Raw genomic sequence first — 18365 nt, 5'->3', positions numbered from 1 at the left:
TAATAGAATCTTTTATATTATCGTTCAATACCCAAAGCATCACAACCACGAATATCCTGTGTCTTATCATAAAGCAATACATACATGCCTGCCTCGATATAAGGACATACACTGGTTACATCCAAAGAGATATTCGGATTGTCTGCAATCTCTAATATATAGAGCCGTGAAGTGAGTGTTTCGTTCACTTTACGAATATCATTCGAACCAATCTGCAATTGCAGCAAACTCGGACAAGTAGTGATACCCGTAGGCCATTCACGCAAAGTACGGTTACCATCCTTATCGCGCTGGTGGCGGATACCGAAAGCTTTCAACTGGCTACTGTTCAGCGGCTGCGTCGGGAACTTGGAGAAACAGTTGTAGCTGACATCCATATTTGTCAAATAAGGCAAAGTCGTTGCACGGAAGTCATCCGACAGGCTTGTCAACTTATTGAAGCGCAAATCTATCACCGTGAGCAGATGCGTATTCTTATAGTTTCCGTTCTTCGGTTTCAGTGAGTTTTCCGGAATAGAGGTCATCATGTTACCGCTCAAATCAATAGTTCCAATTGGAGAACCTGTTGCAAACAGTTCTGTAGGGAATTTACTGATTTGATTATTTGACAGACTGACTGTGCTGGCATTGATACCCTTATAATCCGCCATAGAACAATTAATATTCTTTCCATCCACCGAGCCGATCTCATTGTAAGAGAAATCCACTGATGCCATTACATATACTGATTTGGCATTGAAGATATTCGGGATATATTTCAACTTGTTATTAGAGAAGTTCAGTCCTTCTACCTGCTCGGTAAAAGCACAGAAGTTATCCGGAATTTCTTCAATTTGATTATTGCCCAACATCAGGGTGGTCAGTTTAACCTTCGTACCAAAAGCATGTACCGTATGTATATTATTATGCACGCAATCGAGCAAGCCAAGCTTAACCATCTTCCCTAAAGACTCAGACGGCGGAAATTCTTCCAGATTGTTATAACCCAGATAAAGTATCTGGATTTTAGGACCAGTCTTCTCCTCAGCAAGCTTTGTCCAGTCAGCTTTCAGTTGACCGGCACTAATGCCTTTGTTGCAGGCAAGGTTCAGAGACTGTATCTCGGGCAATTCATAGATAAAATCCGGAACCCTATCCATCTTAGGACAGTTATAAAGCTCTATATCTGTTAAATCTTTCAGATTGCTCCAACTCAAATCTTCATCAGCATACTGCTTAGCATATTCCGAGTTCTCATTCTCCCACTCCGTAGCAATAGCATCGGCGAGAATAGGTGAATTGGCGATATTAAGGTTCTGCAATTTTGTCAACCGCATGAGAGCTTTCGAGATAAATGTGATACGGTTGGTAAGCGTACCGATTTGCGTATCTTTCAGCGTGATGCGGTTATCCTTCTTTATCGGCTTCATATCCGGATCACGGTTGATGCTTTCTTGCAGCATTTCCGACATATGAGAGCGCGGGTCGTAATCAAGGAAAGTCCGCTTATAGTGCATGCGTATCCTCTCTTTCTTCGCATCGTCCATGTCTGGTGTCAATTCTTCGTCACCGAATAGTCTGCCGCTCAGCATTTCGCTGTGTGTACCGAAAGCAAGGGTTTTCAACTCCGTCAATTGTCCGATAGCATCAGGCACTCTTCCTTTAGCACCGAAGCCTGCGAGCGAAAGTCCGGTTATACGACCGTTTTCGTCCAGTTCGACGCCCGGCTGGTTCCCCCACATATCCAGTTCCTTATTGAAGTTCCAGTTTTTACTGTGAACTGTATTATCCACCGTACCGCCATTGTAGCTCCAATTCTTTCCGTCCAAAGCCTCCCAGATTTGTTTCAAGGCTTTATAGTCCTTGATATATTCTGCGGTTTCCTTTAACTGGATAGGTACGATCGCTTCGCTTGTCAGTTCGTTATCTTTCACAACAATAGGCTCGCTTCTTACAGCTTGCGTTTCCAGTTGGGGTTTCGTGATACCCTTTTGTGTGTAAGTGGTATAAGCTACTACCTGATAAGTACCGGAAGGAACCCATACGGCAGAGTCGCAGGTTGCTTCTTCTATATCCATGTACTTATCTTCCGGATTAGCAGGATTCACACTTTCCTTTGAACCTTCTTTATAAGTAACCTTCATGCCTTTCAACTCTGTAGTTTCACGGGTAAAGGTATTCATCAAGGTGACATCGATAAAGCGAATGCTGCTGAACAGATATTCACCTGTGGCACGTGTGTTAGCCCATTGTTTCGTCAACTTGAAAGTCAGCATACCACGAGATACGGCATCTACTGTCAATGCTTTCTCTTGAAGTCCTCCGGCTATAACGGTAAAATCTTCGTTATCTCCACCGGGACCTGCCATGATTTCCTTATCGAGTTTGTCATACAGCACGTAACCGATCACCTTATACGTACCGACTACTAACTTCAATTTATCACTGCGCACACCATATTCCGCATTGCCTGCATTATATGAGTTCAAGGGCAATGTTTGTGAAACGGTGGTACCGTTGTGCACCATCACCACCTTTATCTTCTGTGCCGTAGACAACGTTTCCAGTTTGTCCGTCACACGGGTGGTTCCTTCCTTTCCAAAAGAGGCGTCCTTGTAGAGTTTGAACTGCACATAGCCGTATTGGCTTTGCAGTATTTCCTCATCATCGTCGGAACAACCGCTTACTACCACTATTGTCAGTAGACTGACGATTAGCGGCAGGAAGAATATTGAGTATAATTTATGTAAATTCATTTACTAAGTTATCTAAGTTAATTAATTGGCAGGAGTAATTACCAGAGCTTTCTTAAAGATCCAATCAGTTCCTTTAAAAACAACTATTAAATCCTCTGTAAAAGGAGTAGGTATAGTGATTCCCAAATACATACCATCAGAATCCATTGAAGTTTCGAGACGTACTTCTACATCTTTATCCTCACGATTAATAACATAAGCCTCTCCCGTCCATTCACTGTCTGATAATAAGGGATAAATAGAGAAGTAATTTCCTGCATCAGCGGAGATTGAATAAACCTTAGCATTCTCTAGCTGATAGTTTCCTTGAAGAAGATTTAATATATCCTCATCAGTTGCTTGCGTTGCTGAAATTTCTTCATATCCAGATTTCTTTATCAAAAAGCTTTTCGGTCCCGTTTCTTCTTTCACTTCTTTTTGAGTAAAAGCCATGATAAGATTACTTTGTTCATATCTATACTCTATTTCTCCTTCTTCATCAAGAATAACTTCTTCTTCCTTATCTTTAATATCCCTTTCATATACTTCACGTGGAAATGCAAGAATATACCCGCTTCTTTCTTCTGGATCACCATTCCAAGAGTTAGGCTTATATTCATCAATAATGATACTTAAATTCCCCTTTTCCCCTTCGCAATGCATCCAGTCATAAGTAAAGAAGTCATACATTGAACCTACAAGGTGAATTTTATCGTCCCAACCCTTACTCATGAATACAATTACATAGTCATCTTCCAAAGTTTTAATAGTAAATGGCAGTCTCCTTTGTAGAGTTGTAGTTCCTGTACCACCTATACTTTGTTGAGTAAGTGTCTTTCCATCCATTGTAACAACCCAACCTGTAGCAAAAGTTGTTGGAGTAGTAAGTTTTATCTCCGTTGGATTCATTCCCTCATAATAAACAGGAAACTCATAGAATGCTTTTCCTTCTTCATCGGCAAACGTAATCACATTTTTCTCAATATTTGCTTCAACCGGATACTTCTCACGATTTTCATCTTGTATGATCTTCAAACCGCCTGTCACTTCTTTATCCACAGCGCCAACAAAAGAACCACCTTGCAGTTCTACCCAGCCCGGCAGATTAGTAGCAGCAAAACGGAAGTTAGCTTTTACTTTGAATTGAGCAAAGTTGTCATATCCTACCTTAAGTCCAATGGTTTTATCGATTTCATTTCCCTCAAGGTCGAATATCTTCAATTCCGTACCCACAGCCGAACGAGTAACTTCACCAATCACGATAGTCTCACCATCCATTGTCAATTCCAATTTAGCTACGCTCGCTTTCTCTATCTTTTGGTCGTCGTCCGTAGCCATAACGGTTACTGTATGCGTACCGGCAGTTCCGGATACCACATATTCTTCCGTAGTATCACTTTTGAACTTACACCAAATGGCAGAAGAAGCCAAGCTCCAGTTTGTATTCGCCGTAAAAGTAAAATCGGTTGTTTCACCAGCATTGCAGACGATATTCTGCTTTGCCGGAAATACAGGAGTCTCCGCCTTATCATCATCGTCCGAGCATGCCGCCAAACAGAAAGTTGCGAGCAAGCCAATGAAGAGCCAACTTTTGCAGAACATCTTCATGCAGGAACCTCCTTGTGGTTTTAAACTAAACTTTTTCATATCTATTTTCTATTACTTATTTTTTTAATATCCTTGTTCTTTTAATTTTTCCGCTTCCGCATCACTTATCCATTCGATGATATTGATAAACGTGCCCACTATGCCATAAAGCGAACCATCTTTGTTGTTCACACTCAATGTGACATACTGCATGATGAAAGTCTCATTCGTACTATAGAAAGAAGTATAAGCTGCCGGCTGGCTCATCAGCAACTTTCCGTCACCGTGAATGGTGTTGAAAGCCTCTGCCGTAGTGGCACACATATGTTCTTCCATTTCAACCAACGGCTCCAATACATCTTCCCGGTTGAAAGTGATTTCCGTATCATAACCGTCAAAGTAAAGACCATGAATGGCAATCGTATTCTCCTTGCCTTCCACTACATCCGACTTAACCAGACGAATGTCCGTCTTCTTCGGATAATAATCGGACGACAGATAACTGGAAGTGACCTTACACCATCCAGTAAACTCCTGAATGTCAAACGGAAGAATCTTCTGCATCACCACTTTCGCCCCTGTGCCGTATATATCCCAACGATCTTCTTCGGGCACGACGAGCCGTAGGGAGAAGCCCAGCGAGTCGGTAATCTCCATACTGTCATACATACCTTGCACCTGCAAGTTGGCAACTCTTTCGCCCGCTTTGATGGTGACGGTGTTCGACAATAACTTATAATGCTTGCCTTCTACGGCATTGCTCTCCCGGTCTATCACTTCCACAGCAAAGGTGCGGTCGTAGTTGGCTGCCACAGTAGCAGCGACGGGAACGTTGAATATCTCATTCGTTTCTTGCACGGCATAAGTATAAAGCGTGTCAGAAAACATAAGATAATTAGCTCCGCTGTATGTCACCTTGTCCTGCTCGCAGCCGGAAAAAACCGTCAGCGCAGCGACGGCTGCCATACATCCTATTAATAATTTCTTCATTATCGTATGCTTTTAATCTTATTTGTTACTTTCATTCGGTTGTACTTGTGAGCCGGGAGCATCCAGTTCATGCTGCGGTATCGGCCATACGAACAAAGGATCGTCGGCTTCTACTTTCAGTTTACTGCCGTTCTCCAATGACTGTGCCTGCGGCTTGCGTTCAAATCCGTCATGCCAACGTTTCAAGTCGTGAAGACGGAAACCTTCCATATAAAGTTCCTTCACACGCTCTTCTTTGATCACCTTCATCGCATTGGATGCGCTCAAGGCGGTAGAACCTCCGTAAGTAGCGTAGCGAGCCGTACGAAGCGCAGTAATATCTTTTCCGGCACGTCCATAATCGGGAGCCGACTGACTGACATATGCTTCGGCACGAATCAGGTACTGTTCCGACAAGCGGAGCACTTTCGGCATGCACACGTGAAGAATATTCTCGTTTACAAACGATTCATTGCCAAAATACTTTATCAGCAAAGGCCATGAAAGCCCGTGGCTGTAACCAGTCTGATAGGTCAGGAAGAAAGTGGATACGCGCAAGTCGTTGTTATCGTATAAGTTGATAACCCACTCTGCCGGCACGTAATCGGGACGGACTGTACTGAAATCGTAATTAAAGAAAATCGTTCCCAGCCTGCCGCCATAAGAGTCAATGGTAAAACCGACTTTGAAGATAATCTCCGTAGCGTTGTCGTTGGTCCACATATACTTATAATAACTGGCGGTAGAAGTATAGTTCTGCGTACAACTGGACAAAAGGTAGTAACCGCTGTCTATCACTTTGCTGGAATACTTGATAGCATCTTCCCAGTTCTTCATATAAAGAGCGACACGCGCACGCAGAGCGTAGACAGTGTATTCGTTGAAATAAATAGCATTGTTGAACAAAGCGCCGTCGGTAGCTGGATCATAATCTTTATCCAATGCCAACAGTTCGGCTGCACGGTCAAGATCGTCGAGGATAAACTGGTAAGAGTCCTTCAGCGAAGCACGCTTCATTTCCTCATTTCCCTGATAGTGCCGGGTCAGGATAACACCCAGTTCATTGGCTGCCTCCGCATCGCTTTCGTAAGCCTTGCAGAAACATTTCACCAACTCCGAATAAGCAAGCGCACGGGCAAAATAAGCTTCGCCGCAACACTGGTCGATCTGGTCGAGGTCATTGTCATCGGTTGTGTTCTTTCTCACCGCATCCACGCGGTCGAGCAGGAAGTTACACCGGTTGATTACACTATACAATCCGGCATATACAGCCTCAATGCTTGTATTGGTAGCCAGAATGTCTTTCCAGCGCCAGATGTCTCCGTAAGTATTCGTATTTCCGTTTATTCCGTACACGAAATCCGCCTGCAAGTCGGGCAGCAAAGTGAGGTTGCCGGAATAAAGGGCGCTGTTCTTAAAAGCATCGTAAATACCTACCACTGCCAGATTTACATCATCCACCGTCTTGATAGCGTCATCGAAAGGAATGGAATCCTCCGGCATCTTATCCAAACAGGAGATGGTGGAACATGCCACGGCAGCCAACAAGATATATAATTTAAATTTCTTAATCATGTTTCTTTAATGTACTAGTTAAAATGAAACTTCAACCCCCAGAGTAAACTGGCGCGAAGACGGATATTGTGCTCTGTAAACATTATCGGCCACTTCCGGGTCGAGTCCGGTGAAACCGGTCCATGTCAGCAGGTTCTGCCCTTGCAGATAGATGCGGGCGGAAGAGAAGAAATTGGTCTTCTTTAGCCACAACTGCGGAAGCGAATAAGCCAGCGTCAGATTCTTCAGACGAAGGAAAGAAGCATTCTCGAGAAAACGGTCATCCAACTGGGCTACCACGCCATAACGGGGGATATCCGTTACGTCACCCGGCTTCTTCCAACGGTCATACAGCAGTCGTTTCGACTGGTTGTAGGAGCTGTACAGTCCGTTACTTTCTTCAAAGAAACGGTCGTTGTTCATCACATAGCGGTCTGCCATCCAACTGAATTGTGCCGACAGTGAAAGACCTTTCCATGTAAGGGTTGTCCCGAAACCGCCCGCCCACGGAGAGTCGAACGTCTTGCCGGTCATTACTTTGTCTTCTTCACGGAATTCGGTAGTCAGTTCTCCGTCAGCAGTATACCACAGAGCGTCTCCGTTGGCAGGATTTACGCCTGCATAGCGGTTCATGAAGTATTCATGTACGGGATGTCCCACTACATACTTCAATCCGGTGGTGGAGTTTACATATTCTTGCACGCCGTTGTAGAGTTCAAGCAACTTGTTCTTGTTGTAAGAAACGTTGGCGCTTAGGTTCCAAATGAAATCCTTCGTGCGGATCACATCACCGTCTACCGCTATTTCCACACCGCGGTTCATCATGGCACCGATGTTTTCCCAACGCCACCCTTCGCCGGTGCTAGCATACGAAGTAGGCACGTTCATCAGTATATTGGTGGTTTTCTTATGATAGAAGTCGATGTTCACGTTCGCACGGTTGAAAATACCGAAATTTATGCCGACGTTGTTTGCCCATGTCTGTTCCCAACCCAGATCTTCGTTTCCGCTCTGTGCAGGATACAGGCCTGCTTGGTTGAAGTAATTGGCGTTGCCGGAAACCAGTGCGAGATGCTGGTAGAAATTAATCTCCGAGTTACCCGATGTACCGGTGCTCAACTTGATTTGTGCGCTTGTCAGCCATTCCACGTCTTTCAGGAAAGCCTCGTTCTTGATGTTCCACATAAAACCGAGCGACCAGAAAGTACCCCAACGGTGGTCTTTACCGAAACGGGAAGAAGCATCGGTACGTACAGCACCTTCGGCATAATATAAATCTTTATAGTTGTATTCGCCACGGAAGAAGAACGACAAGTAAGCGTAAGAGCTAGTGGTATCCACCCATGAAGAGGCGCGCGTACCGGCAGTGACATTTGTCAGACGGTCGTTGTTCTGTCCTCTGGTGACTACTTGGAATCCGTTAGAACGATAGTCCACGCCTTCCTGTCCCAGCAGGAAATTGAAAGAATGGTCGTCGTTCAGCGCCCAACGGTAATTTGCCGTAACGGTTTCCGTCAGATTCAGGATATCCGATGAACTACGTCCGGCGCTACCTGAACTGTTATTGATAATGTAGCTCGGGAAAGACTGCATGAAAGCCGTAGAGTGCGCATAGTCCGCACCGAACTGTGCACGCACAGTGAGGTCTTTTACCGGAGTAAGCTCTGCAAAGACGGTAGACAACAATTTATACTTCTTGTGGTTCACCGGATTATTAGACATCCATTCGATAGGGTTCTGTCCGATTCCCGTCCAAGTTCCGTCGTTCTGCGAAGCCAGAGAACCGTCCTTATTATAAGGACTCCAATAAGGCAGCATGAAACGTGAACCGGAGATCGGAGTATAAAGTGCCATTTCTCCTTCTTCTGCCTGCGCCACTTCTTCATAAGCCATCATTGTGTTGGTTCCCATCTTCAACCAGTTGCTTGCTTTCACTTCTGCATTGGCACGCAAGTTGTAACGACGGAAAGTAGAGTTCTGCGCAATACCGTCCTGATCGTAAAAACCACCGGAAACGTAGTAGTTGAGGCGATCGGTAGCACGGTTGACCGACAATTCGTAGCTCTGCAACGGAGCGCGGTCGTTGAAAACTTCATCCAGCCAATTGACATCGGTACGCGAAAGCAAGGTGTAATCCTGACCGGAGTCCAGACCGATTTCTTTTTCAAACTGGATACGCTCGGGCGTATTCATCATCATCCAGTTGTCATCCGACGCCAGTTGTGAGAACCCCCACTGCGCACGCAACGATACCTTCGCCTTGTCCAGCGACAATCCGCGTTTGGAAGTGATTACCACCACGCCATTTGCCGCACGGGCTCCATAGATAGAAGTGGAAGAAGCATCCTTCAGCACAGATATGGATTCGATATCTGCCGGACTGATTGTATTAAAATCAGCGCTCGAAATAGGCACACCGTCCAGAATAAACAACGGAGACGTGCCCGAATTGATAGAATTCGTGCCTCGAATCTGGAAGACCGCCGATTTGCTGGGTTCTCCAGAATTGGAGATCACCGTCAGACCGGGCGTCTGTCCCTGCAACGACTGGTCGAAACCCGCTGCCGGTACATTTTCCATCTTTTCCGCTTTTACAGTGGACACGGCTCCGGCAATGGTTCCCTTTTTACGGGTTCCGTACGCCACCACCACAACTTCGTCTATTAATTCGGAATCCGAAACCAGCCGTACATTCAATGTCCCCATATGCGGGTTGACTTCATGCTGCTGGGATTGCATACCGACATAAGAGAACAGCAAAGTAGCCTTCGCCGTACCCTTAATTTCAAGAATGTAGTTACCGTCTACATCGGTAATCACACCATTTGTTGTCCCTTTCTCCAGAATGGACACGCCAATCATCGGCTCATTATCTTCCGCTGAAACTACATGTCCTGTGACTTTATATCCTCCCTGTGCCAGAATCATGAGAGGGATATTCGTCAGAGCAAAGAGTACAAACAAGAGAATTGATTTTCTCATCTTTGATACTTGAATTAAAAATTAATATAATTGATTTATTTTTGTGAAATTTCTATAATAAGGAATACACTTATCTTCGCGTATGAAATAATAATACGCTCCTTCCCCCAATCGGTTACAAACATATCTTGCATCGATTTGGGGTAGATTATATTTTCTATAAAATAGAATAGGAGTTAGACTAACTTGGCAGATTTTTTATATTGCGCCAAATATCCAAATAGATTTTTCGTGTTACTGCTGTGTGAATTAAATGTTTGACCATCTGCTCTCTTAAGTTATAAATTAAACACTAATATTACTTGTTCTGTTTTAGGTTTATGTACTTTCAATGTTGTTATATTTTGGTTACAAATATATATATTATAATTAAATAAAAGAAACAATATGTCGCATTTTTTATACCATATTTCCACTTCTATCTTTTTGCTACATATTTAAGTCTATATAATCCTTTTAAGAAACAAATTCAAAATATATTCCAGCATAAATTAGATATTCACATTCATTTTGATAGTTTGATTAATTGTTTAAACAACAAATACCATAACCCATAAAAATAGCTTATTGAGAGGATTCAATACAGAAAAGAAAAATATTCAAAACTATTTCCTATTTTTGCACCCATTATATATAAATAAGGTATAAGATGAACTACGGATTTGTGAAAGTAGCTGCAGCTGTGCCACACATAAAGGTGGCTGACTGCAAATTCAATGTAGAGAAGATAGAAAGCTTGATTGCAGTAGCCGAAGGCAAAGGAGTGCAAATGATCGTATTTCCGGAAATGAGTATTACCGGATATACTTGTGGCGACCTATTTGGACAGCAGCTTTTGCTTGAAGAGGCAGAAATGGGGCTGATGCAAATCCTTAATAATACTCGTCAATTAGACATTATTTCTATTGTTGGCATGCCTGTTATTGTCAATTCGACAGTAATCAATGCAGCCGTAGTGATCCAGAAAGGGAAAGTATTGGGGGTTGCCGCCAAGACTTATCTGCCGAATTATAAAGAATTCTATGAACAGCGCTGGTTCACTTCGGCACTTCAACTGACAACCAATAACGTACGGCTTTGCGGACAAGTAGTTCCGATAGGTGCCAATCTGCTTTTTGAAACTTCGGATACGACTTTTGGTATCGAAATATGCGAGGACCTTTGGTCTACCATACCTCCCAGCTCTTCATTGGCATTACAAGGCGCAGAAATTATTTTCAATATGTCTGCTGACAATGAAGGCATCGGAAAAAACAATTATCTCTGCTCTCTTATTAGCCAGCAATCTGCACGTTGTATTGCCGGATATGTATTCTCATCATGCGGCTTCGGAGAGTCTACTACCGATGTCGTTTTTGCTGGTAACGGACTGATTTACGAAAACGGTTCGCTTCTTGCGCGCAGTGAACGTTTCAGTATGAAAGAACAACTTATTATCAGTGAAATAGATGTTGAACGTATCCGGACTGAACGTAGAATAAATACTACTTTTGCCGCCAATCAGGCAAATCTGGGAGATAAAAAAGCTGTTTCTATTGCAACAGAATTTGTTAATAGCAAAGAACTGGAATTAACCCGGAAATTCAACTCTCATCCTTTTGTACCACAGGGAGCAGAATTGAACGAGCATTGCGAAGAAGTATTCTCCATTCAGATAGCCGGACTGGCACAAAGATTGGTTCATACCGGAGCTAAAACTGCCGTAGTCGGCATTTCCGGTGGATTGGATTCAACACTGGCACTGCTTGTTTGCGTGAAGACTTTTGATAAGTTGGGATTGTCCCGGAAAGATATCCTTGGAATCACAATGCCGGGTTTCGGAACAACAGATCGTACTTATCACAATGCCATTGGTCTGATGAAATCGCTAGGTATTTCTATTCGTGAAATCAGTATAAAAGAAGCCTGTATCCAGCATTTTAAAGATATAGACCATGATATAAATGTACACGACGTTACATACGAGAATTCGCAGGCACGGGAACGTACACAAATATTAATGGACGTAGCCAATCAAACTTGGGGAATGGTGATCGGTACAGGAGATTTATCAGAACTTGCACTGGGATGGGCAACCTACAATGGCGATCATATGTCGATGTACGGAGTAAATGCAAGTGTACCGAAAACTCTGGTGAAGTACCTGGTACAATGGGTAGCGGAAAACGGCATAGATGAAAATTCAAAAGCGTTTTTACTTGACATAGTAGACACTCCTATTAGTCCGGAACTGATTCCTGCAGATGAAAACGGAGAAATTAAACAAAAAACAGAAGATTTGGTAGGTCCTTATGAGCTGCATGACTTCTTCCTTTATTATTTTTTACGTTGTGGTTTCCGCCCATCCAAGATATTCTATCTGGCCAATATTGCATTCAAAGATGTCTATGACGAAGAAACCATCAAGAAATGGCTCTCTACCTTCTTCCGTCGTTTCTTTAATCAACAATTCAAGCGTTCTTGCTTGCCGGATGGACCCAAAGTAGGAAGTATTTCTATCAGTCCAAGAGGAGATTGGAGAATGCCAAGTGATGCTAGTTCAGCCATGTGGCTTAAAGAAATAGAGGCTCTATAAGGCAGCCTACCGATATGTTTGTGCCACCGCATTGGCACAACTGTGCCAACAGTATGGCATATTTGTGCCAATGCAGTGGCACAGTTGTGACAGAGTGATGGCACAGACGGGAATATTAGAACTCTCCGCCTGCCATTACTTCTTCTCTTATTAGCTCCACATTGGCTTCTTTAATTCTTCTAATAATATTCTTATAGATTCGATGAAAGCCATATCCCCCTTTTGTCATCTCATGGATGGCATCTTCTTTCGAAGCATTTTGAAAAACGATACGATAAAAGGCACAAACAGCCCCTGTGCGATCAGAACCATGATGACAATGGAAAATAATAGGGGCCGTACGATTTTTAATAATGCGCAATGCTTGTATCAATTCCTTTTCACTAATCGAATGTGCTTTGGTTTTTACCCGGTGAAGTTTTAGACTTGTTCCTTTTGCTTCATCATCATCGCTGTGTCTGTTCCGTAGATTAAGAACTTCCCCAATCCCATACTTTTCCAAAGCTTTAAAATCATCTTTAGAGGGTTGTTCCGAGCGGTATACCCCGGAATCAATCTTATACAGATTGGTCAACTCGCTATCGGGAAGAGTAATCTTCTCTACTTTCAAATTCTGACTAAAAACAGATATAGAGAAAATTACTCCCCAAAGTAGGCTTAACAAGATTCTTTTCTGCATAAGTCTATGTATCATCATTAGAAAATTACAGAACCCCTTTACTGGATGGAAGTTCAAAATGATAGATATCACGTTTCAATGCCATCTTTAGTGCACGTGCAAGAGCTTTAAAAATTCCTTCTATTTTATGATGTTCATTCTGTCCTTCGGCTTTGATGTTCAAATTCATCTTCGCTGCATCGCTTAACGATTTAAAGAAATGAAGAAACATTTCTGTTGGCATCTCTCCTATTTTCTCTCGCTTGAATTCAGCATCCCAAACCAGCCAAGGACGACCGCCGAAGTCCAGACAAACCTGACAAAGACAATCATCCATCGGCAAGGCATAGCCATAACGTTCAATCCCTCGTTTGCTACCTAAAGCCTGATAGATACATTCGCCCAATGCAATAGCGGTATCTTCGATCGTGTGATGTTCATCTACTTCCAAATCTCCTTTTACACGGATGGTCAAGTCCATGCCGGAGTGTTTTCCAATCTGCTCAAGCATGTGATCGAAAAAGCCAAGACCGGTAGAAATGTCACAAGTTCCATTTCCATCCAGATTCAAAGCAACATAAATATCTGTTTCTTTTGTAGTACGGCGTACTTCCGCCTTCCGTTCTCCGGCAAAAAGGAATTCAGTTATCCGGTCCCAGTCAGTAGTTGCAAGGGCACAGACTTCTTCTAATCCTTTTTCTTTCAGAGCTTCGGTTGAGTCTTGCAAATAAATTGCCCGGCAACCCAGATTTTTGGCAAGTTCCACATCCGTAGGACGATCACCTATCACAAAACTTCCGGCAAGATCATAATCGGGACTATTCAAATACTTCGTCAACATTCCCGTACGTGGCTTGCGGGTAGGCGCATTGTCTTCAGGGAAGCTACGGTCTATCAGAATTTCATCAAAAGTAATCCCCTCTCCTGCCAATGTTTTAAGCATCAGATTATGAGCAGGCCAAAATGTCTCTTCCGGAAAAGAGGATGTACCCAATCCATCCTGATTGGTGACCATCACAAATTCAAAGTCAAGTTTACTACGGATGAAACCCAAGTTACGGAATACCTTCGGATAGAATTCCAGTTTTTCCAATGAGTCGAGCTGATAATCAACGGGAGGTTCGATTACCAACGTACCATCTCTATCGATAAATAATACTTTCTTCTTCATAAATTATCCTTGATAGTTTTTAAGGGCAGCCAATAGGGTATTATTTTCTACACGGGTACCGACAGTCACACGCAAACAGTTGCAACAAAGTGAAATGTTATGACGATTACGCACAATGATTCCTTCACCGACCAAATAGTTGTAGATTTTCACAGCATCTGTCACTTTAGCCAAAAAGAAGTTGGCATCAGAAGGAAACAGTTTGATAGTACATGGGAGTTTTTCAAATTCCGCTTCCAGATAATCACGCTCTTCTTTCAACGTTTTCACCCAACGTTCTATCTCATAGTGCTTATGCAACATAGAAATAGCTTGTTGTTGAGTCAACTGATTGACATTATAGGGATATTTGATTTTGCTAAGGATATCTATAATTTCTTTGGAAGCAAAAGCCATTCCCAGACGGATAGCAGCACATCCCCAAGCCTTGGAGAATGTTTGGAATACGACAAGGTTGGGATATTTATCCAACTCTTCGAGGAAAGACGGAGCTTGGGAAAAATCATTGTATGCCTCATCCAGCATCACTAATCCTTCGAACTGGCAAAGTACCTTTTCAATTTCGGAACGGAGCAAATCATTTCCTGTCGGGTTGTTAGGCGAGCAAAGGAAAATCAATTTGGTGTGTTCGTCGGTAGCCTCCAGCAGTTTATCGGCAGAGAACTGGAAGTCATCATCCAGCAATACTTTCCGATATTCCACATCGTTCACATCGGCACAAACCTGATACATACCATAAGTAGGATCGATGGCTACGACATTATCTTTTCCCGGTTCGCAGAATGCACGAAAAACCAAGTCGATGGCTTCATCGCTACCGTTTCCAAGAAAAATATGCTCGGGGGATACTTTTTTGATTTTCGACAACAGCGTCTTCAGTTCACACTGCATAGGATCCGGATAGCGGTTATGAGGTGTATTGTAGGGGTTCTCGTTCGCATCCAGGAAAACAGAGGCTGTAACTCCTTTATATTCATCTCGTGCCGAAGAATAGGGTTTTAATTTCCAGATATTCGGCCGGGTTAGTTCTTGTAACGTTTTCATCTTCACTTATTATTTATTGAAACGCAGATTAACGCAGACAGACGCAGATTAAATTTTCCTTTGCGAAAATTCGCGTAAATCTGCGTTTCATATTAATTAATTATTAAGCTAAGCTTTTCAGACGAACTGTGACAGCATTTTTATGTGCATCCAGCTGTTCATTAGCGGCCATTTCTTCTATAGCAGGGCCAATCGCTTTTATTCCTTCCGGGAGAATTTCCTGAAATGTAATCTTACGGATAAAACTATCCAGACTTACACCGCTATAGGCTTTGGCATAACCGTTGGTCGGCAGAGTGTGATTCGTTCCGGAAGCATAGTCGCCGGCACTCTCGGGAGTTAACGAACCTAAAAAGACAGAACCTGCATTTATCACACGTTCGGCCACTTCCATATAGTTTTCCGTTTCTATGATTAGATGTTCCGGAGCATACGCGTTAGTCAGTTCCAATGCTTCATCAAGATCCTTCACTAAAATCAATTTACTATTCTCCAGTGATTTCGCTGCAATTTCACGACGGGGAAGTTCTGCTAATTGACGCTCTACTTCTGCCATCACCTCTGTTTGAAGTTTCTCGGAAGTGGTAATCAATATAGCCTGGCTATCTATTCCGTGTTCTGCCTGTGACAAAAGATCTGCTGCCACAAAAACCGGATTGGCAGATGCGTCAGCCAGTACTTCCACTTCAGAAGGACCGGCAGGCATATCGATAGCTACATCACGCAGGCTCACCAATTGTTTGGCAGCTGTCACATATTGATTGCCGGGACCAAATATCTTATATACTTTAGGTACACTCTCCGTTCCATAAGCCATAGCAGCAATCGCTTGCACCCCACCAGCCTTGAATATTTTGCTGACACCTGCCAGTTGGGCGGCAAAAAGGATAGCCGGATGAATATCCCCATTTTTGTCGGGAGGAGTGCAAAGAACGATTTCCTTGCATCCTGCAATTTTAGCCGGAACAGCCAACATTAATACAGTCGAGAAAAGCGGTGCTGTTCCACCCGGAATATACAACCCGACCTTTTCGATTCCTACAGATTTTTGCCAGCAAGTTACCCCATTCATTGTCTCTACCTTCTTCCCGACAAAACGCTGGGAAGAGTGGAATGTTTCAATGTTTTGTTTAGCTAAAGAAATGGCAGCTTTCAGTTCATCGCTTACCAATGATTCGGCTACCTGTATTTCTTCAGGAGTGACAGCAAGTGCAGACAAGGTCACTTTATCAAAAACAGCCTCATATTCCAATATTGCTTTGTCACCTTCTGTCCTTACCTTATTTATAATAGAACGAACAGTATCGAACAAACTTTCCGTATTTAGTGCCGGACGTTTCAAAAGTTCCGTCCATTGCTCTTTTGAGGGATATTTAATCAATTTCATGGTTCATATTTTATTAGGCACGGATTTCACGGATTACGCGGTATCTAAGATTAGTGACTACATTATCTGTGTAATCCGCGCCTATATCTATTTATACAATCATCTTTTCAATCGGCAGTACCAAAATACCTTCCGCTCCCAGTCCTTTCAGTTTTCCGATGATTTCCCAAAAACGTTTTTCATCAAGTACTGTATGAACAGAACACCAGCCTTCCTGTGCCAATGGCATCACTGTAGGACTCTTCATACCCGGCAATACAGCTATGATTTCTTCCAGTTTGTCTTTTGGAGCATTCATCAATACATATTTTTTATCTTCGGCTGTTTTTACTGCGTTCATACGGAATAGCAATTCTTCGAGCACTTCTTTTTTCTCTTCGCTCATGTTCTTGTTGCCAATCAACAATGCTTCCGACTTCATTACAACTTCCACTTCTTTCAAACGGTTGCTGACCAAAGTAGAACCGGAGCTTACAATATCAAAAATGGCATCAGCCAATCCAATACCCGGAGACACCTCTACCGAACCGGTTATCACATGTATTTCAGCATTTACATTATTTTTTTTCAGGAAGTTACGAAGAATCACCGGATAAGAGGTAGCAATCTTCTTGCCTTCAAACCATGACAAACCGGGATATTCAATATCCTTCGGCATAGCCAGTGACAGACGACATTTGCTGAATCCCAGACGTTTGACGATTTCTGCATCTTCCTCCTTTTCCATAAACTCGTTCTCACCCACAATTCCCAAATCAGCTACCCCAGTAGCTACCGTTTGCGGAATATCATCATCACGAAGAAATAGAACTTCGATAGGAAAGTTAGAAGACTGTACCAACAAGGTACGTTTAGTAGTGCTTAACTTGATATCTGACTCTTCTAAAAGTGCCATTGTCTCTTCGAAGAGACGCCCTTTGGCTTGTACTGCGATTCTTAACATGACTTTATTTAATTACTAATTTATTAATTACAAATACAATCTGCGTTGAAAAACAAAAAAGGCTTACCGTATTCGGTAAGCCTTCGTTATCGTTTATATAGTTATACACAATATCATCCACGCCCACCGATTATTCGTTAGGAAAATGATGATGATGATGTGTAGCTGTATATTTCATATTTCTTCTATTAACTGCGACAAAAGTAAAGTATTTGTTTGATACTACCAAACATTTATCACAAAAACTTGAGTTTTTATTTCAAATTAATGGTAATATCTCCTCCGATTCTACATCGCATTTCGAAAAATGCATTTCATCTTTCGACTTTTCTTTCGAGAAAGTAAAGTAAGTACAAACTGATTCTGTACAGACTTCTCCATCCTTATTATATAACTTTGCTTCAACAATAACGATGTTCCGCTTTACCTCTTTAATAGACGCACGCAGTACTATATGAGAATCCTTAGTATCAATCGATTTCCGGTAACGAGTTTCCATCTTCGACGTCACTCCCGTGGTTTGTAGTTTACGAAGTATAACCCAGGCACAGATTTCATCCATCAAGACAGCTTGAATACCGCCATGCAAGGTATCAATCCAGCCTTGATATTCGGGACGTGGTTTCCAAATGCTGACCACTTCGTCACCATCTTCGTAAAATTCCATTTTTAATCCGGCTTCATTATTGGAAGCACAACCAAAGCAGTTGTACCCTTCCAAACCTTTCCAGGGGTTTATTATCTTCTTCATAGTTCTCTCTTTTAGTTAGTTTTACTTCCC

12 protein-coding genes are annotated in these 18365 nt (G+C 42.7%); 1 reads left to right on the top strand and 11 read right to left on the bottom strand.

Translation table 11 applies throughout. The annotated features are described in order from the left end of the window. Positions 1 to 17: 17 nt before the first annotated feature. From I2I13_RS05585 to I2I13_RS05565, 5 genes are read right to left on the bottom strand one after another with little or no spacing between them, the layout of a single operon-like run. Entirely contained in the window at positions 18 to 2735 is a 2718-nt protein-coding gene (locus I2I13_RS05585; RefSeq protein ID WP_195649050.1) for a DUF4458 domain-containing protein, read from the bottom strand. Between the two features lie 21 nt (positions 2736 to 2756). Then, positions 2757 to 4361 carry a DUF5003 domain-containing protein gene (locus I2I13_RS05580; protein ID WP_195649049.1) on the bottom strand — a complete coding sequence of 535 codons (1605 nt, stop codon included), beginning with the start codon at positions 4359 to 4361 and terminating at the stop codon, positions 2757 to 2759. 24 nt (positions 4362 to 4385) lie between these two features. Then, complete coding sequence (locus I2I13_RS05575) at positions 4386 to 5291, bottom strand: DUF4984 domain-containing protein (RefSeq protein ID WP_195649048.1); 906 nt, start codon at positions 5289 to 5291, stop codon at positions 4386 to 4388. Positions 5292 to 5309: 18 nt separating this feature from the next. Continuing rightward, positions 5310 to 6845: a RagB/SusD family nutrient uptake outer membrane protein gene (locus I2I13_RS05570; RefSeq protein WP_195649047.1), complete on the bottom strand. Its 1536-nt coding sequence runs from the start codon at positions 6843 to 6845 to the stop codon at positions 5310 to 5312. An 18-nt stretch (positions 6846 to 6863) separates the two neighbouring features. Further along, a complete protein-coding gene (locus tag I2I13_RS05565) occupies positions 6864 to 9806 on the bottom strand; it encodes a TonB-dependent receptor (RefSeq protein ID WP_195649046.1) in 2943 nt (980 codons plus the stop codon). Positions 9807 to 10455: 649 nt separating this feature from the next. On the opposite strand from I2I13_RS05565, the gene I2I13_RS05560 reads away from it, so the two are divergent. Next, positions 10456 to 12381, top strand: a complete 1926-nt coding sequence (locus I2I13_RS05560) for an NAD(+) synthase (protein WP_195649045.1) — start codon at positions 10456 to 10458, stop codon at positions 12379 to 12381. A gap of 115 nt (positions 12382 to 12496) precedes the next feature. On the opposite strand, the gene I2I13_RS05555 is transcribed toward I2I13_RS05560, so the two are convergent. From I2I13_RS05555 to I2I13_RS05530, 6 genes are all read right to left on the bottom strand, one after another. Further along, complete coding sequence (locus tag I2I13_RS05555; protein ID WP_195649044.1) at positions 12497 to 13060, bottom strand: tyrosine-protein phosphatase; 564 nt, start codon at positions 13058 to 13060, stop codon at positions 12497 to 12499. 25 nt (positions 13061 to 13085) lie between these two features. Further along, positions 13086 to 14210, bottom strand: coding sequence for a bifunctional histidinol-phosphatase/imidazoleglycerol-phosphate dehydratase HisB (gene hisB / locus I2I13_RS05550; protein ID WP_195649043.1), 1125 nt, complete (start codon positions 14208 to 14210; stop codon positions 13086 to 13088). 3 nt (positions 14211 to 14213) lie between these two features. Next, positions 14214 to 15254: a histidinol-phosphate transaminase gene (gene hisC / locus I2I13_RS05545; protein ID WP_195649042.1), complete on the bottom strand. Its 1041-nt coding sequence runs from the start codon at positions 15252 to 15254 to the stop codon at positions 14214 to 14216. A 103-nt stretch (positions 15255 to 15357) separates the two neighbouring features. Further along, positions 15358 to 16641, bottom strand: a complete 1284-nt coding sequence (gene hisD, locus I2I13_RS05540; RefSeq protein ID WP_195649041.1) for a histidinol dehydrogenase — start codon at positions 16639 to 16641, stop codon at positions 15358 to 15360. Positions 16642 to 16732: 91 nt separating this feature from the next. Beyond that, entirely contained in the window at positions 16733 to 17584 is an 852-nt protein-coding gene (hisG, locus tag I2I13_RS05535; protein WP_117937510.1) for an ATP phosphoribosyltransferase, read from the bottom strand. A 259-nt stretch (positions 17585 to 17843) separates the two neighbouring features. Further along, complete coding sequence (locus I2I13_RS05530) at positions 17844 to 18335, bottom strand: PaaI family thioesterase (protein WP_004296910.1); 492 nt, start codon at positions 18333 to 18335, stop codon at positions 17844 to 17846. Positions 18336 to 18365 lie beyond the last annotated feature (30 nt).

The organism is Bacteroides sp. D55t1_190419_B8 (genome assembly GCF_015558905.1).
Classification (GTDB): Bacteria; Bacteroidota; Bacteroidia; order Bacteroidales; family Bacteroidaceae; genus Bacteroides; species Bacteroides vicugnae.
The sequence above is the reverse complement of the archived record's forward strand: the minus strand, read 5'-3'. Positions and strand labels throughout refer to the sequence as shown.

What these genes read in the sequence shown, in the direction of transcription:
- I2I13_RS05585 (WP_195649050.1), bottom strand. Translation starts at nt 2,735, where the DNA reads ATGAATTTACATAAATTATACTCAATATTCTTCCTGCCGCTAATCGTC.
- I2I13_RS05580 (WP_195649049.1), bottom strand. Translation starts at nt 4,361, where the DNA reads ATGAAAAAGTTTAGTTTAAAACCACAAGGAGGTTCCTGCATGAAGATG.
- I2I13_RS05575 (WP_195649048.1), bottom strand. Translation starts at nt 5,291, where the DNA reads ATGAAGAAATTATTAATAGGATGTATGGCAGCCGTCGCTGCGCTGACG.
- I2I13_RS05570 (WP_195649047.1), bottom strand. Translation starts at nt 6,845, where the DNA reads ATGATTAAGAAATTTAAATTATATATCTTGTTGGCTGCCGTGGCATGT.
- I2I13_RS05565 (WP_195649046.1), bottom strand. Translation starts at nt 9,806, where the DNA reads ATGAGAAAATCAATTCTCTTGTTTGTACTCTTTGCTCTGACGAATATC.
- I2I13_RS05560 (WP_195649045.1), top strand. Translation starts at nt 10,456, where the DNA reads ATGAACTACGGATTTGTGAAAGTAGCTGCAGCTGTGCCACACATAAAG.
- I2I13_RS05555 (WP_195649044.1), bottom strand. Translation starts at nt 13,060, where the DNA reads ATGCAGAAAAGAATCTTGTTAAGCCTACTTTGGGGAGTAATTTTCTCT.
- hisB (WP_195649043.1), bottom strand. Translation starts at nt 14,210, where the DNA reads ATGAAGAAGAAAGTATTATTTATCGATAGAGATGGTACGTTGGTAATC.
- hisC (WP_195649042.1), bottom strand. Translation starts at nt 15,254, where the DNA reads ATGAAAACGTTACAAGAACTAACCCGGCCGAATATCTGGAAATTAAAA.
- hisD (WP_195649041.1), bottom strand. Translation starts at nt 16,641, where the DNA reads ATGAAATTGATTAAATATCCCTCAAAAGAGCAATGGACGGAACTTTTG.
- hisG (WP_117937510.1), bottom strand. Translation starts at nt 17,584, where the DNA reads ATGTTAAGAATCGCAGTACAAGCCAAAGGGCGTCTCTTCGAAGAGACA.
- I2I13_RS05530 (WP_004296910.1), bottom strand. Translation starts at nt 18,335, where the DNA reads ATGAAGAAGATAATAAACCCCTGGAAAGGTTTGGAAGGGTACAACTGC.